Origin of the sequence: Burkholderia sp. IDO3, from assembly GCF_003366075.1 — a bacterium.
GTDB lineage: Bacteria > Pseudomonadota > Gammaproteobacteria > Burkholderiales > Burkholderiaceae > Burkholderia > Burkholderia anthina.
The window spans coordinates 2,569,801-2,585,543 of sequence record NZ_CP028962.1 but is presented as its reverse complement, the minus strand read 5'-3'; the positions used below and the strand labels follow the sequence as shown (position 1 = coordinate 2,585,543).

11 protein-coding genes and 1 pseudogene are annotated in these 15,743 nt (G+C 66.9%); 10 read left to right on the top strand and 2 right to left on the bottom strand.

What is annotated here, in order from left to right:
* The first annotated feature begins 31 nt into the window (after positions 1-31).
* From DCN14_RS11870 to DCN14_RS11830, 9 genes and pseudogenes are all read left to right on the top strand, one after another.
* Positions 32-2,095, top strand: coding sequence for an NADH:flavin oxidoreductase (locus DCN14_RS11870; RefSeq protein ID WP_096501838.1), 2,064 nt, complete (start codon positions 32-34; stop codon positions 2,093-2,095).
* A 2-nt stretch (positions 2,096-2,097) separates the two neighbouring features.
* The gene (locus DCN14_RS11865; RefSeq protein ID WP_096501836.1) at positions 2,098-4,023 is read left to right on the top strand and encodes a (Fe-S)-binding protein; all 1,926 of its coding nucleotides are present in this window, start codon (positions 2,098-2,100) and stop codon (positions 4,021-4,023) included.
* 4 nt (positions 4,024-4,027) lie between these two features.
* Entirely contained in the window at positions 4,028-5,194 is a 1,167-nt protein-coding gene (locus DCN14_RS11860) for an electron transfer flavoprotein subunit alpha/FixB family protein (RefSeq protein ID WP_096501834.1), read from the top strand.
* Positions 5,191-5,976, top strand: coding sequence for an electron transfer flavoprotein subunit beta/FixA family protein (locus DCN14_RS11855; protein ID WP_096501832.1), 786 nt, complete (start codon positions 5,191-5,193; stop codon positions 5,974-5,976). Before DCN14_RS11860 ends, DCN14_RS11855 begins: the two co-directional genes overlap by 4 nt.
* A 53-nt stretch (positions 5,977-6,029) precedes the next feature.
* A complete protein-coding gene (locus tag DCN14_RS11850) occupies positions 6,030-7,271 on the top strand; it encodes an aromatic ring-hydroxylating dioxygenase subunit alpha (RefSeq protein WP_096501830.1) in 1,242 nt (413 codons plus the stop codon).
* A 29-nt stretch (positions 7,272-7,300) separates the two neighbouring features.
* Positions 7,301-8,449: a hybrid-cluster NAD(P)-dependent oxidoreductase gene (locus tag DCN14_RS11845; RefSeq protein ID WP_096501828.1), complete on the top strand. Its 1,149-nt coding sequence runs from the start codon at positions 7,301-7,303 to the stop codon at positions 8,447-8,449.
* Positions 8,450-8,586: 137 nt separating this feature from the next.
* The gene (locus DCN14_RS11840; RefSeq protein ID WP_096501826.1) at positions 8,587-9,450 is read left to right on the top strand and encodes a glycine betaine ABC transporter substrate-binding protein; all 864 of its coding nucleotides are present in this window, start codon (positions 8,587-8,589) and stop codon (positions 9,448-9,450) included.
* 178 nt (positions 9,451-9,628) lie between these two features.
* Positions 9,629-11,284: pseudogene (locus tag DCN14_RS11835) on the top strand (APC family permease).
* Positions 11,285-11,614: 330 nt separating this feature from the next.
* Entirely contained in the window at positions 11,615-11,821 is a 207-nt protein-coding gene (locus tag DCN14_RS11830; protein WP_096501824.1) for a hypothetical protein, read from the top strand.
* A 124-nt stretch (positions 11,822-11,945) separates the two neighbouring features.
* Here the strand turns inward: DCN14_RS11830 and purU are convergent, their stop codons facing one another.
* On the bottom strand, positions 11,946-12,833 hold the full coding sequence (gene purU, locus DCN14_RS11825) for a formyltetrahydrofolate deformylase (protein ID WP_096501822.1): 888 nt from the start codon (positions 12,831-12,833) through the stop codon (positions 11,946-11,948).
* 205 nt (positions 12,834-13,038) lie between these two features.
* Entirely contained in the window at positions 13,039-13,965 is a 927-nt protein-coding gene (locus DCN14_RS11820) for a LysR family transcriptional regulator (RefSeq protein ID WP_096501820.1), read from the bottom strand.
* Positions 13,966-14,167: 202 nt separating this feature from the next.
* Here DCN14_RS11820 and betC point away from each other — a divergent pair, with 202 nt between their 5' ends.
* Positions 14,168-15,718, top strand: coding sequence for a choline-sulfatase (betC, locus tag DCN14_RS11810; protein ID WP_096501818.1), 1,551 nt, complete (start codon positions 14,168-14,170; stop codon positions 15,716-15,718).
* The last annotated feature ends 25 nt before the right edge of the window (positions 15,719-15,743 follow it).

The window sequence follows — 15,743 nt, the reverse complement described above, 5'->3', positions numbered from 1 at the left end:
CGAGACATTCGAACGCCAGAGGTCGCCTGCGATGCGTTATCCCCACCTGTTCAAACCCATGCAGCTGAACCAGTTGACGCTGCGCAACCGGATCGTCAGCACCGCGCACGCGGAGGTGTATGCCGAGCCGGGCGGCCTGCCGGGCGACCGCTATATCCGCTACTACGAAGAGAAGGCGAAGGGTGGCGTCGGCCTGGCGATCTGCGGCGGCTCGAGCCCCGTGTCGATCGACAGCCCGCAGGGCTGGTGGAAATCGGTGAACCTGTCGAACGACAAGATCATCGATCCGCTCACGCGCCTGGCCGATGCGATGCACAAGCACGGCGCGAAGATCATGATCCAGGCCACGCACATGGGCCGCCGCTCGTCGTTCCACGGCGAGCACTGGCCGCACCTGATGTCGCCGTCGGGCGTGCGCGAGCCGGTGCACCGCGGCAACGCGAAGATCATCGAGATCGAGGAAATCCGCCGCATCATCGGCGACTTCGCGGCCGCCGCGAAGCGCGTGAAGGCGGCCGGCATGGACGGCATCGAAATCTCCGCCGCGCACCAGCACCTGATCGACCAGTTCTGGAGCAAGCGTTCGAACCACCGCACCGACGAATGGGGCGGCAGCCTCGAGAACCGTCTGCGCTTCGGCATCGAGGTGCTGACGGCCGTGCGCGAGGCGGTCGGCAAGGACTTCTGCGTCGGCCTGCGCATGTGCGGCGACGAATTCCACGAAGACGGCCTCGACCACGAAGCGCTGAAGGAAATCGCGCAGGCGATGTCGGAAACGGGCCTGATCGACTACCTGAGCGTGGTCGGCTCGGGCGGCGACACCCACAACACGATCGCCAACTGCATGCCGCCGATGGCGCTGCCGCCGGAGCCGTTCGTGCACCTCGCGGCCGGCATCAAGTCGGTGGTGAAGATTCCGGTGATGCACGCGCAGAGCATCCGCGATGCGGGCCAGGCCGAGCGCCTGCTCGCGAACGGCATGATCGACCTGGTCGGCATGACGCGCGCGCAGATCGCCGATCCGCACATGGTGATCAAGATCCGCGATGGCCGCGAAGACGAAATCAAGCAGTGCGTCGGCGCGAACTACTGCATCGACCGCCAGTACAACGGCCTCGACGTGCTGTGCATCCAGAACGCGGCCACGTCGCGCGAAGCGACGATGCCGCACATCATCGAGAAGTCGCGCGGTCCGAAGCGCAAGGTGGTCGTGGTCGGCGCGGGCCCCGCGGGGCTCGAGGCCGCACGCGTCGCGAAGCTGCGCGGCCACGACGTGGTGCTGTTCGAAAAGAACACCGAAGTGGGCGGCCAGGTGATGATCGCCGCGAAGGCGCCGCAGCGCGAACAGATGTCGGGGATCATCCGCTGGTTCGACATGGAAACCAAGCGCCTGGGCGTCGATCGCCGCCTCGGCGTCGCCGCCGACGAGAAGATGATCATGGCCGAGAAGCCGGACATCGTCGTGCTTGCCACCGGCGGGTCGAGCTTCACGTGGCAGGTGCCTGCCTGGGGCGTGGCCGAAGGGCTCGCCGTCAGCTCGTGGGACATCCTGACCGGCAAGGTCGAGCCGAAGCAGAACGTGCTGCTGTTCGACGGCGTGAGCACGCACGCGGGCGCCGGCGTGGCCGACTTCATGGCGAGCCGCGGCTCGAAGGTCGAGGTCGTGACGCCCGACGTGAAGGTGGCCGACGATTGCGGCGGCACGACGTTCCCGATCTTCTATCGCCGCCTGTACGCGCTCGGCGTGATCCCTACGCCGAACTATATGCTCGACCGCGTGTACGAAGAGGACGGCAAGAAGATCGCCGTGCTGCGCAACGAGTACACCGAAGAACTGGAAGAGCGCGCGGTCGACCAGGTGGTGATCGAGAACGGTTCGTCGCCGAACGACGAACTGTACTGGAAGCTCAAGCCCGAATCGGTGAACCGCGGCCAGATCGATCCGCATACGCTGTTCGCGGCGGAGCCGCAGCCGTGCCTGTCGGAAGAACTCGGCAACGGCCGCTTCCTGCTGTTCCGTGTCGGCGACTGCATCTCGATGCACAACGTCCACGGCGCGATCTACGACTCGCTGCGTCTCGTGAAGGATTTCTAAAGATGAATCCGGCTTTCCTCATTACCGCACTGCTGTGGCTGTCGGTGGCGGGGCTCGCGTTCGCGGTCGCGAAGCGCTCGTCCTACTGGCGTCTCGGGCGCGCCACCGCACCCGGCTCGTTCGGCGTCGCGAACCTGTTCGCGATTCCGAAACGCTACTTCGTCGACCTGCACCACGTGGTGGCCCGCGATCCGTACATCGCGAAGACCCACGTGGCGACCGCGGGCGGCGCGATCGCCGCGCTCGCGCTGGTGTTCGTCAACTACGGCCTCGCGATCTACTCGCCGTGGCTCGACAAGCTGATCTTCCTCGCGGCGCTCGCGATGCTCGTCGGCGCGGTGTTCGTGTGGCGCCGTCGTGCGGCGAAGGACGTGCCCGCACGCCTGTCGCGCGGCCCGTGGAATACGCTGCCGTGGATGCTCGGCTCGTTCGCGCTCGGCCTCGTGCTGTTCATGGTGGTGCCGACCGGCGCGATGTCCGGCGCGTTTGCGGTGCTCTGCGCGCTGCTGATCGGCGCCGGCGCCTTCACGATGACCGTCGGCGCCGCGAAGGGCGGCCCGATGAAGCACGCGATCGCCGGCCTGCTGCACCTCGCGTTCCACCCGCGCCAGGAGCGTTTCGCGGCCACCCGCGATGCGTTCACGGGCAACGGCACGGCCACGCCGCCGACGGCGCTGAAGCTGCCGGACATCGCGCACGAAGAGTACGGCGTCGCGAAGCCCGTCGAATTCCGCTGGAACCAGCTGCTGAGCTTCGACGCCTGCGTGCAGTGCGGCAAGTGCGAAGCCGCGTGCCCCGCGTTCGCGTCGGGCCAGCCGCTGAACCCGAAGAAACTGATCCAGGATCTCGTCGTCGGGATGGCGGGCGGCACCGATGCCGCGTACGCCGGCAGCCCGACGCCGGGCCTCGCGGTCGGCCAGCATCGCGGCGAACCGAACGGCCCGATCGTGTCCGGCCTGATCGAAGAGCAGACGCTGTGGTCGTGCACGACCTGCCGTGCCTGCGTGCAGGAATGCCCGATGCTGATCGAGCACGTCGACGCGATCGTCGACATGCGCCGCAACCGCACGCTGGTGCACGGCACGGTGCCGGGCAAGGGCCAGGAAGTGCTGGCGAACCTGCGCGAGACCGGCACGATGGGCGGCTACGACACGGCCGCGCGCTACGACTGGTCGGTCGACCTGAACGCGCCCGTCGCGCAAGCCGGCAAGCCGGTCGACGTGCTGTTCGTCGCAGGCGAAGGCGCGTTCGACATGCGCTACCAGCGTACGCTGCGTGCGTTCGTCAAGGTGCTGAACAAGGCCGGCGTCGACTACGCGGTGCTCGGCGGGACCGAGACCGATACCGGCGACGTCGCCCGCCGCCTCGGCGACGAAGCGACGTTCCAGCAGATGGCGAAGCGCCTGATCGCGACGCTCGGCCCGCTGTCGTACAAGCAGATCGTGACGGCCGACCCGCACGTGATGCACAGCCTGCGCAACGAATACCGCGCGCTCGGGCTGCGCGTGACGGTCAAGCATCACACGACCTACCTCGCGGAGCTGGCCGATACCGGCAAGATCGCGCCGAAAGCCGTCGAAGCGCTGCGCGAAAAGCGCACCACGTATCACGACCCGTGCTACCTCGGCCGCTACAACGGCGAAACGGAATCGCCGCGCAAGCTGCTGAAGACGATCGGCATCCAGGTCGTCGAGATGGAGCGCAACGGCATGCGCGGCCGCTGCTGCGGCGGTGGCGGCGGTGCGCCGCTGACCGACATCCCGGGCAAGCAGCGTATTCCCGACATTCGTATCGCCGACGCGCGCGCGATCGGTGCGGACGTGGTCGCGGTCGGGTGCCCGAACTGCACGGCGATGCTCGAAGGCGTCGTGGGCCCGCGCCCCGACGTGCTCGACGTGGCCGAACTCGTTGCCGCTTCGCTGGAGTGAATCGATGAACACGATCAAACGAATCGATCCGCGCCGGCCGTTCATCATCACGGCCGAGGGCCTGAAGCGCATCACGCTCGGCGAGGAAGGCAGCGCCGATGCGAACGCGCAATGGTCCGCGCACGGTCACGGCGCGGCGGCCGCGAAGCCGCGCCGCGCGGTGCAGGACCCGAAGCACGTGATGCTGGTGGTGGCGCACACCGAACGCGGTGCGCTCGACGACCACACGCGGCAGGCGATCGCCGCCGCCGCGGTGCTCGCCGATGCGCAGACGGAAGTCGCGCTGCTGGCATTCGGCGAACTGAAGGACGACGCCGCGGAACTCGGCGTCGACAAGCTGATCGAGCTGGCCGACTTCGACCGTCGCGCGTTTGCGCCTGAAAGCGAATTGCAAGCGTTGCTGGCGTGCGCGGCGGCGCTCGCACCGAAGCACGTGTTCGTGCCCGACAACGCGACCGGCGACGGCGATCTCGGCCGGCGTTACGCGGCAGCCGCCGGCGCGAGCGTCGCGACTCACGTGGTCGAGATCGACGCGAAGCATGTCGGCGCGTATGCGCAGGCCGGGCGGGCGTTCGCGACGCGCGGGCTGCCCGACGTGATCCTGCTCGCGCAGAACGCGGTCGAAGCGAAACTGCCGTTCGTCGGCGCCGGCGAGCGCCTGGCCGCCGACTTCATCCGCCCGGCCGGCGACGCGGCGCAGACGTACCGCGATCTCGGCCTCGAGGAAATCGATGCGGCGCAGGTCGCGCTGGAGGAAGCCGACTTCATCGTGTCGGCCGGCAACGGCGTGTCCGACATCGGCGCGTTCGAGCGGCTGGCCGGTGCGTTCGGCGCGGCGATCGGCGCGAGCCGCGTCGCGGTCGACAACGGTCATTTCACGCGGGACAAGCAGGTGGGGGCGACCGGCAAGACGGTCGAGGCGAGCGTGTACATCGCGTTCGGCATCTCCGGCGCGGTGCAGCATCTGCAGGGGATCAAGGACTGCCGCCACGTGATTGCCGTGAACCTCGACGGCAGCGCGCCGATCGCGAAGCGCGCGAACCTGACGGTGGTGGGCGACGCGCAGGCGACCATCGCCGCGCTGATCGAACAGGTGCAGGCCGCGCGCGCGTCGCGCGGACAATCGCCGGCCGCGGTCGGCAGCCGTGAAACGGAAGGAGTCGCAGCATGAACGCCCCCCGCCAGTTGCAACGCATCGCGGTGCTCGTATCCGTGGGCCGGCACCCCGTCAGCGGCGCCGCGCGCTACAGCCGCAACGACGCGGCCGCGCTCGAAGCGGGCCGCCAGCTCGCGGAGAAGCATCGCGCGCAGCTCGACGTGATCCATGCAGGCGATCCCGCGAATGAAGCGCTTGCCGAATACCTCGCGCTCGGTGCGCGGCAGGTCGAAGTGCTGGCCTGCCGCGACAGCGACGATGCCGCGCAGGCGCTCGCCGCGCGCGTCGAAGGCTATGACCTCGTGCTGACCGGCACCCGCGCCGAGGGCGCGTACGACACCGGGATGCTGCCGTATCGCGTCGCCGCGACGCTCGGCTATCCGCTCGTCGGCTCGGCCGTCGACGTGACGGTCGAAGGCGGCCGCGCGACCGTGCGGCAATTCTTGCCGAAAGGGCTGCGGCGGCGCGTCGACGCGTCGCTGCCGGCCGTCGTCGCGGTCCATCCGCTCGCCAACGCGCAGCCGCGCTATGCGTATGCGCGGCTGCGGGCCGGCGCGATCCGTCCGGCGCTCACGACGACCGGTGCGGATGCCGACGCCGCCGCGTGGCGGGTCGGTCCGATCGAGCGTAAACCCGTAAAGCTCGTGGCTGCCGAAAAGCGCTCCGGGCATGCGCGGATGCTGTCCGCGACGACGACCGAAAGCCGCGGCGGCAACGTCGTAAATGAAGGGAGTTCAGTCGAAAAAGCACAAGTGATCCTCGCGTATTTGCGCGAGCATCAACTCATCGACTACTGAATTTTGATGCCTGTCGGCAACCACACTGGGATGCAAGGAATCCGGAGCAAACGATGAAAGTATCGGCAGACATTCGCGCACTGATCGAGCGACGCAAGGAAGGTTACAGCCTCGAGGCGCCGTTCTATACGAGCGAGGAAATTTTCGCCCTCGACATGGAGGCGATTTTCCGCCAGCACTGGATCCAGGTGGCGGTCGAACCGGACATTCCCGAGCCGGGCGACTACGTGACCGTGGAACTGGGCAGCGACTCGATCCTGATCGTGCGCGACGACGACATGGAAATCCGCGCGTTCCACAACGTGTGCCGCCACCGCGGCGCGCGTCTGTGCAACGAGGACAAAGGCTCGGTCGGCAACATCGTGTGCCCGTACCACAGCTGGACCTACAACCTGACGGGCCAGCTGATGTTCGCCGAGCACATGGGCGAGAAGTTCGACCGCTGCAAGCACAGCCTGAAGTCGGTGCACGTGCAGAATCTGGCGGGCCTGATCTTCGTGTGCCTCGCCGACGAGCCGCCCGTCGACTTCGCGCAGTTGCGCGCCGAGATGGAGCCGTACCTGCTGCCGCACGATCTGCCGAATACGAAGATCGCCGCACAGATCGACATCATCGAGGAAGGCAACTGGAAGCTCACGATGGAGAACAACCGCGAGTGCTATCACTGCGTCGCGAACCATCCGGAGCTGACGATCTCGCTGTACGAATACGGCTTCGGCTACCAGCGCTCCGACGCGAACGCCGAAGGCATGGACGCATTCGCGGAAACCTGCGTGCGTCGCGGCCAGGAGTGGGCCGAGATGGGCCTGCCGTCCGCCGAAATCGAAAAGCTGCTCGACGTGACGGGTTTCCGCACGCAGCGCCTGCCGCTCGACCGCCACGGCGAATCGCAGACGCTCGACGCGAAGGTCGCGTCGAAGAAGCTGCTCGGCCGGTTCGACCAGGCCGACCTCGGCGGCCTGTCGTTCTGGACGCAGCCGAACTCGTGGCACCACTTCATGAGCGATCACATCGTGACGTTCTCGGTGATCCCGCTGTCGGCCGGCAAGACGCTCGTGCGCACCAAGTGGCTCGTGCACAAGGACGCCAAGGAAGGCATCGACTACGACGTGAAGAACCTCACGGCCGTGTGGAATGCGACCAACGACCAGGATCGCGCGCTCGTCGAATTCTCGCAGCGCGGCGCGACCAGCAGCGCGTACGAGCCGGGCCCGTACTCGCCGTTCACGGAAGGTCTCGTCGAAAAATTCTCGGCCTGGTATATCGGCCGGCTCGCCGAAAAAACCGGCGCGTAGTCGTCAGCAGATAGCAAGCGGAGTTACACATGATGCGAGATGCGGCCAATTTCGAGCCGGCGGACAGCCGGGTCACGCACCCGGCTTTCTGGAGTGCCCTTCCCGAGCGCTGGACGAGCGACGTCGAGGAAACGCTGGTGTGCTGCCACGTGCGGCAGGAAACCCACGACGTGAAGAGTTTCTTCTTCCGTTCGCCGCAAGGCCGTGCGTTCTCGTTCGAGCCCGGGCAGTTCATCACGCTCGAGCTCGACATCGAAGGCGAGACGATCAACCGGTGCTACACGATCTCGTCGTCGCCGGCGCGGCCGCACACGATCTCGATCACGGTCAAGCGCGTGCCGGGCGGCAAGGTGTCGAACTGGCTGCACGACAACCTGCAGCCGGGCGCACCGGTGCGCGTGCTCGGCCCGGCCGGCGAATTCACGTGCGCACGGCATCCGGCGCGCAAATACCTGTTCCTGTCGGCAGGTTCGGGCGTCACGCCGCTGATGTCGATGAGCCGCGCGCACCATGATCTCGCGGAGGATCGCGACATCCTGTTCGTGCACAGCGCGCGCACGCCGGACGACATCATCTTCGCGCGCGAACTCGACCTGATCGCCTCGAACCAGACGAACTTCCGCACGTCGTTCGTCGTCGAGCGCGTCGGTGCGCGCACCAACTGGCCGGGCGTCACGGGCTTCCTGACGCTGCCGCTGCTCAAGCTGATCGCACCGGATTTCATGGAGCGCGAGATCTTCACCTGCGGCCCCGCGCCGTACATGAAGGCCGTGCGCGACCTGCTCGACGAGGCCGGCTTCGATCGCAAGCAGTATCACGAGGAAAGCTTCTCGTTCGAAACGCTCGCGCAGACCGCGAGCGACGAAGTGCTCGCCGAACTCGTGCCGGCCGCCGACGGCGCCGACGCCGCGACCAAGCAGTTCACGGTCAGCTTCGCGAAGAGCAATCGCGAGATCTCGTGCGGCGCCGGGCAGCACGTGCTCGACGCGGCGCGCCAGTCGGGCGTGCGGCTTCCCGCTTCGTGCACGCAGGGCATGTGCGGCACCTGCAAGGTGAAGCTCGTGTCCGGGCAAGTCGAGATGAAGCACAACGGCGGCATCCGCCAGCGCGAGATCGACCAGGGGATGGTGCTGCTGTGCTGCAGCAAGCCGCTGTCGGATCTCGTGGTCGACAAGTAAAAAACAGACGCGCCATCGGTCGGCCCGGAGGCGTCGCCTCCGGACAAGCATCCGTCGCAAACCGGCCGGATCGCCGAATTGTGGTTGAAGAACCTAGAGAGACAACGCGCGATGGGCGCATATCAAGGAGATCGACCATGAAGCTGTTCGGAAAACTGTTGTGGACCGGCGCACTGTCGGCCATGGTGGCATTGAGCGCATCGGCGCTCGCCGACACGAAACCGACGTTGAAGATCGGCTACGTCGAAGGCTGGGACGACAGCGTCGCCACGTCGAACGTCGCGGCCCGCGTGATCGAGAAGAAGCTCGGCTACCAGGTCCAGCTCGTGCCGGTCGCTGCCGGGATCATGTGGCAGGGTGTGGCACGCGGCGACCTCGACGCGACGCTGTCCGCATGGCTGCCCGTCACGCACGGCTCGTACTGGGGCGAATACAAGACGAAGGTCGTCGATCTCGGCGCGAACTTCCCCGACGCGAAGATCGGCCTGATCGTTCCCGATTACGTGAAGGCGAAGAGCATCGACGATCTGAACGCGGAGAAGAGCGACTTCGGTGGCCGCATCGTCGGCATCGATGCGGGCGCGGGCGTGATGCGCAAGACGGACGATGCGATCAAGAGCTACGGCCTGAGCTACACGCTGATGCCGAGCTCGGGCGGCGCGATGACGGCCGAGCTGGCGCGCTCCGTCGGCGCGAACAAGCCGGTGATCGTGACCGGCTGGGCGCCGCACTGGATGTTCGCGAAGTGGAAACTGCGCTTCCTCGAGGATCCGAAGAAGGTGTTCGGCGGCGCGGAGCACGTCGACAGCGTCGTGAATCCGCAGCTCGAAACGAAGGCCAAGCCGGTCGTCGCGTTCCTGAAGAAATTCCAGTGGAAGCCGGGTGAAATCGATAGCGTGATGCTCGCGATCCAGAACGGTTCGAAGCCGGAAGCGGCCGCCGATGCATGGATTGCAGCGCATGCGGACCGCGTGAATTCGTGGACTGAAGGCGCGCAGTAAGTCCGCGGCGCTTCGCCACACACCACACCATAACAACATGCCGGGAGTAGCACGCAGGAATCCGAAACAATCGTGATTCGATGCGTGCATATCCCGGTTTTCTTTTACTGATTCTGCAAAAAAGCGCGTAAGTTGTTACACTACGGCCCTTGTGCGGAGTCATCACAGGAGGAATTGGATGAGTCAGGCAGGACTGCGTGCGAACCGCACCAGTGATGTTGGAACTACCATCTCACATGATTCGACGGGCCACACGCTGCATCGTGGCCTGACTTGGAAGGATGCATTTTGGGTGACGAGCGGCGTGCCGGCTGGCGTGCTGTTCACGATCGGCGGCGTATGTGCGACGATCGGCCAGCCTGCGTGGGCGATCTGGATCGCCGCGATCACGATGGGGCTGATCCAGAGCGCGACTTATGCGGAAATATCGGGACTATTTCCCCATAAATCGGGCGGCGCGTCGGTGTATGGCGCGATCGGCTGAGTCCGTTACAGCAAGCTGATTGCCCCGGTTTCCGTGTGGTGCAACTGGCTCGCGTGGTCGCCGATGCTCGCGCTCGGTTGCGGCCTTGCCGCGAGCTATGCGCTCACGAGTCTCTTTCCCGCCAATGCGGCGGTGCTGCACTGGCAACTCAAGATCGCGGATCTCGGTTTCATCAAGCCGGGTCTGTCGCTGCGAATCAACGCGACGTTCATCATCGCGACGATTCTGCTTCTCATCACGTTCAAGCTTCAGCATAGCGGTGCGTCGAAGGCTGCGCGTACGCAGCGCATTCTCGGCATTGCATCGCTCACGCCGTTGCTGATCGTCGGCATCGTTCCGTTCATCACCGGCGACGTGCCGATGTCGAACCTGCTCCCGCTGCTGCCGCTCGGTCACGACGCGCACGGCAATCTCACGACCGCGACGTTCGGCTCGTGGAACGGGCAGGGCGTCACGATGGCGCTCGGCGCGATGTTCATGGCCGGCTGGGCGTCGTACGGCTTCGAGACGGCCGTCTGCTACACGCGCGAATTCCGCGATCCGCGCCGCGACACCGCGAAGGCGATCTTCTGGTCGGGCGCGCTGTGTCTCGTCGTGATGACGCTCGTGCCGATGGCGTTCCAGGGCGCGCTCGGCACGCAGGCGATGCTCGATCCGGCGATCGGCGACGGCACCGGTGTCGCGGCCGCGATGGCGAAGATCGTCGGCGGCGGCGCGTGGGTCGCGAATGCGGTCGTCGTGATGCTGATGCTGTCGATCCTGCTGATCGTCATGACGTCGATGATGGGCTCGTCGCGCACGCTGTACCAGGCATCGGTCGACGGCTGGCTGCCGAAGTACCTGTCGCACGTGAACGAGCACGGCTCGCCCACGCGCGCGATGTGGACCGATCTCGGCTTCAATCTCGTGTTGCTGATGATGTCGGACTACATGACGGTGCTGTCGATCTCGAACGTCTGCTACATGTTGTTCGTATTCCTGAACCTTCAGTCCGGCTGGATCCACCGGATGGATCGCGGCAACTGGGATCGGCCGTTCCGCTGCCCGACGTGGCTGCTCGTCGCGGGCTCGATCTGCGGCTATGCGAACCTCGTCTACGTCGGCGCGGGTGCGAACCTGCAGGGCGAAGGCACGCTGCGCAACGGGCTGATCGCGATGCTGCTGATCGTGCCGGTGTTCCTGTTCCGCCACTACTGGCAGGATCGCGGCCGTTTCCCCGCGCAGATGCAGCGCGACATGGAACTCGAAGTGCCGAAGCGCGCGATGTGGCTGAACCTGATGCCGTACGTGGCGCTGATCGGCGCGGGGCTCACGATCTGGTTGTCGCATTACCTGGCGTGGGTGAAGTGAGCGCATAGCCGTTGCTCGTCACGTGAGGACCCAGGAAACCGCACACGGGGTCGTTGCGCGGCGCGGCACTTCGGGTAAAGGCGATGCCGCCCTGGCATGCCGCCGCTGTTCCGGCGCCGTTGTCCTCGGCGCCATTTTCTTTTTGTCTCGCCGGTTTTCCCGGCATTGGCGCCCGGGCGGGTTCACCGGCGTCGAGAATTCGAAGACGGGCGAGTGGATCAGCAGCGGTGTCCGTGAGGTCGTGACGGAGGGCGGCAAGCCGGCGCCACCCGGATCGGTATGCTTCGAGAGGAACGCGGGCGGGAGCCGGACTCCCGTCAGGAGATGTTAATGTCGTGCCCCGAATGCCTGAAGTTTCCCGTGCCTACGTCGAACTATGCGGAGGTCGCGGTGAACGAAACCATGCAGTCCGAACTTCATCGATGCCGTACCTGTGGCCAATTGATCAAGACGATTGCGCTCGATCATGGGGTGTACTACCTGTCGCCCGAGGACGCGCGCGAACAGTTTTCCGGATTCGATCCGTCGAAATACTGACGCGTGTCCGGGCTTGACGGGCCGGGGCGCGACACGCGCGAACCCGTGCCCGGCAAGCGGCCGGATCTCTTTGCCACGCGTGGCGGAGCGTCCCGGCCGAGATCCCTCCGCCGGCGCCGCCCGTTTACGGAAACACCACCGTCCGATCGCCGTTCAAAAACACCCGCCGCTCGATGAACGCCTTCACTGCCCGCGCGAGCGTGATGGATTCGACGTCACGCCCCACCGCGAGCAGTTGCTCCGGCCGCAGCGCGTGATCGACACGCTCGACCACCTGCTCGATGATCGGGCCTTCGTCGAGATCGTCGGTCACGAAGTGCGCGGTCGCGCCGATCAGCTTCACGCCGCGCGCATGCGCCTGATGATACGGCTTCGCGCCCTTGAAGCCGGGCAGGAACGAGTGATGGATGTTGATCGCGCGGTTCGCGAGCTTCGCGCTCGTTTCCTGCGACAGCACCTGCATGTAGCGCGCGAGGATCACGAGTTCGGCGCCGCTCGACGCGAAGAAGTCGAGCCACTGCGCTTCCTGCTGCGCCTTGGTGTCGGCCGTGATCGGGAAGTGCCGGAACGGCAGCCCGTGCTGCGCGGCGAGCGGTTCGAAGTCCGGATGGTTCGACACGATGCCGACGATGTCCATCTTCAGCTCGCCCATCCGCCAGCGGAACAGCAGGTCCGCGAGGCAGTGCTCGAGCTTCGACACCATGATCAGCACCTTGGGGCGTGCGTTCACGTCGTGGATCGCCCACTGTGCATCGCCTTCGGCGTCGCCGCCGAGCGCGGCCGCGATCGGCCCGAACTCCTGGCGCAGCGCATCGATCTGCAGCGTCTCATCCGTCGGATGAAACACGCATCGCACGAAGAAGTGATTGCTGAGATCGTCGTCGAACACGTTCAGCGCATCGACATAGCAGCGATGGCGCTCGAGAAAGCCGACGACGGCGGCGACCTGGCCGGCCGCGCTCGGGCACGACAGCGTCAGGACGAATTGATCGGGGCGTGAGTCGGCGGTCATGAGAATCCTCGGGTGTCATGGGGCGCGAACCCGCGCGGCGGCGCACCGGGGCGCCGCGCGACGCGGGTAGCGGGAGACTCAAGTAAATCAGGACGATTTTTGCGCGGATAGAACCAACGCGCCGTGTGGCTGGTATCGGTACGCCAGCACGGACGGACGGCGCGCAGCCGGTCATGCGGCGGTTTTCAGGCCGCCGGGCGGCCCGTCACGCCGGCGCGCACGCGTCGAGCAGCCAGCGCCGGAACACGTGGGTCGCGTCCGGCTCGGGCCGCTGCGGCGGCCGCACGAGGAAGTAGCCGCGCGACGTGACGACCGGCGCGTCGACGAGCTTCACCAGTTGCCCGGACGCGACGAGCTCGTCGACGAGCGGCGACCAGCCGAGCGCGACGCCCTCGCCGAGCAGCGCCGCATGGATCACGAGCGCATAGCTGTTGAACGTCACGCCGCGCGCGGCGGCCGGCGCATCGAGGCCATGCGCGTCGAACCAGCCGGCCCACGACAGCCAGCGCTCGGGGCGCGTGGGCTGCACGTGCAGCAGCGGCAGCGCATGCAGGTGGTCGGGCCGCGCGACGTCCGCGTGCGCGGCGCGAAACGCCGGCGAGCAGACGGGCGTGACCGATTCCGGAAAGAGCCGCGCGGCCGTGCACGACGGCCAGTGGCCGTCGCCGAACAGGATCGCGATGTCGGCATGGTCGCGCTGCGCGTCGTAATCCTGCGACGTGACGACCCGCACGTCGACGTCCGGCATCACGTGCTTCAGGCCGGCCAGGCGCGGCATCAGCCAGTAGGTGGCGAACCCGAAATCCGTGACGATCGTGAGCGCACCGTGCTCGCGGCGCGCGCGCAGCGTCGCCGTGGCGCCGCGCAGCGTATCGAGGCTCTGCCGCACCGCTTCGTACAGGCACTGGCCGTCGGTCGTCAGCGTGACGCCGCGCGGGCTGCGCTCGAACAGCGGCACGCCGAGCTCCGCCTCCAGCTGGAACACCTGCTGGCTCACGGCCGGCTGCGTCGAGCCCAGCTCGCGCGCGGCGGCCGTGAAGCTCGCGAGACGGGCGGCCGATTCGAACGCGCGCAGCGCCTGCATCGACGGTAACGCTTCGGGTTTCGACATAAGTCTCTCTAATGGCCCCATAAGGGGAGGATGCCTTCCCGCACGAATTCGGGCGGGAGATAGTGCGTCGGACGGCACGGCGCCGCGCCAGGCCCTCCGCGATTCTAGCCAGTCGCGGCCGGTGCGCGCGGCACTTTCTTCACGCTGCTTCCGTCATGCCGGCTGCGTCGCCGTTCGAGCGTCGCGCCGTTCCGTTCGAACACCGATTTCACTGTGAGCGCCGATGACGAACCCGACTCCCAACATCCTGATCCTGATGGCCGACCAGCTCACGCCGTTCGCGTTGCCGGCCTACGGCAACCGCGTCGCGCGCACGCCGACGCTCGACCGTCTGGCCGCGCAAGGCGTGGTGTTCGACGCCGCCTACTGCGCGAGCCCGCTGTGCGCGCCGTCGCGCTTCTCGCTGCTGACCGGCAAGCTGCCGTCGGGTATCGGCGCCTACGATAACGCCGCTGAATTGCCGGCGCAAACGCTGACGTTCGCACACTACCTGCGCGCGGGCGGCTACCGGACGATGCTGTCCGGCAAGATGCACTTCTGCGGCCCCGACCAGCTGCACGGCTTCGAGGAGCGGCTCACGACCGACATCTATCCGGCCGACTTCGGCTGGGTGCCCGACTGGGATCAGCCGACCGAGCGGCCGAGCTGGTATCACAACATGAGCTCGGTGCTCGAAGCCGGCCCGTGCGTGCGCACGAACCAGCTCGACTTCGACGACGAAGTCACGTTCGCGGCGAAGCAGAAGCTGTACGACGTCGCGCGCGAGCGTGCGGCCGGGCACGACGCGCGGCCGTTCTGCATGGTCGTGTCGCTGACGCATCCGCACGATCCGTATGCGATCACGCGCGAATACTGGGATCTGTACCGCGACGAGGAAATCGACATGCCGGCCGTGCGGCTCGATGCGGCGGAAAGCGACCCGCATTCGCAGCGGTTGCGCTTCGTCTGCGAAAACGACCGCACGCCGCCGACCGACGCGCAGATCCGTGCCGCGCGCCACGCGTACTACGGCGCGACGTCCTACGTCGACGCGCAGTTCGGCAGCGTGCTGGCCGCGCTCGAGCAATGCGGGTTTGCCGACGACACGATCGTGATCGTCACGTCCGACCATGGCGACATGCTTGGCGAGCGCGGACTCTGGTACAAGATGACCTTCTTCGAAGGCGGCTGCCGCGTGCCGCTGATCGTCCATGCGCCGAACCGCTTCGACGCGGCGCGCGTGCGCGGGCCCGTGTCGCACGTCGACCTGCTGCCGACGCTCGTCGACCTGGCCGGCGTCGCACCGGCCGGCGGGCGGCCCGATGCCGGATGGCCGGACCCGGTCGACGGCGCGAGCCTCGTGCCGCATCTGCACGGCAAGCCCGCGCACGACGTCGCCCTTGGCGAATACCTCGCGGAAGGGGCGGTCGCGCCGGTCGTGATGATCCGCCGCGGCGACTGGAAGTACGTGCATTGCCCGGCCGATCCCGACCAGCTCTACAACCTCGCCGACGATCCGCGCGAGCGCACCAACCTGGCCGGGACGCCCGAAGCGGCCGACCTGCTCGCCGCATTCCGCGCCGAGGCCGCGCGGCGCTGGAACCTGCCGGAGCTCGATGCCCAGGTGCGCGCCAGCCAGCGGCGGCGCCGTTTCCATTACGCGGCGACGACGCAGGGCCGCATCCAGGCGTGGGACTGGCAGCCGTTCACCGATGCGACCCAGCGCTACATGCGCAATCACATCGAACTCGACACGCTCGAAGCGATGGCGCGCTTTCCGCGCGTCGGGCGCTGAACGGTCCGCATCGCGGACATTGACG

What these genes read in the sequence shown, in the direction of transcription:
- betC (WP_096501818.1), top strand. Translation starts at nt 14,168, where the DNA reads ATGACGAACCCGACTCCCAACATCCTGATCCTGATGGCCGACCAGCTC.
- DCN14_RS11865 (WP_096501836.1), top strand. Translation starts at nt 2,098, where the DNA reads ATGAATCCGGCTTTCCTCATTACCGCACTGCTGTGGCTGTCGGTGGCG.
- DCN14_RS11840 (WP_096501826.1), top strand. Translation starts at nt 8,587, where the DNA reads ATGAAGCTGTTCGGAAAACTGTTGTGGACCGGCGCACTGTCGGCCATG.
- DCN14_RS11850 (WP_096501830.1), top strand. Translation starts at nt 6,030, where the DNA reads ATGAAAGTATCGGCAGACATTCGCGCACTGATCGAGCGACGCAAGGAA.
- DCN14_RS11860 (WP_096501834.1), top strand. Translation starts at nt 4,028, where the DNA reads ATGAACACGATCAAACGAATCGATCCGCGCCGGCCGTTCATCATCACG.
- DCN14_RS11830 (WP_096501824.1), top strand. Translation starts at nt 11,615, where the DNA reads ATGTCGTGCCCCGAATGCCTGAAGTTTCCCGTGCCTACGTCGAACTAT.
- DCN14_RS11870 (WP_096501838.1), top strand. Translation starts at nt 32, where the DNA reads ATGCGTTATCCCCACCTGTTCAAACCCATGCAGCTGAACCAGTTGACG.
- DCN14_RS11845 (WP_096501828.1), top strand. Translation starts at nt 7,301, where the DNA reads ATGATGCGAGATGCGGCCAATTTCGAGCCGGCGGACAGCCGGGTCACG.
- purU (WP_096501822.1), bottom strand. Translation starts at nt 12,833, where the DNA reads ATGACCGCCGACTCACGCCCCGATCAATTCGTCCTGACGCTGTCGTGC.
- DCN14_RS11855 (WP_096501832.1), top strand. Translation starts at nt 5,191, where the DNA reads ATGAACGCCCCCCGCCAGTTGCAACGCATCGCGGTGCTCGTATCCGTG.
- DCN14_RS11820 (WP_096501820.1), bottom strand. Translation starts at nt 13,965, where the DNA reads ATGGGGCCATTAGAGAGACTTATGTCGAAACCCGAAGCGTTACCGTCG.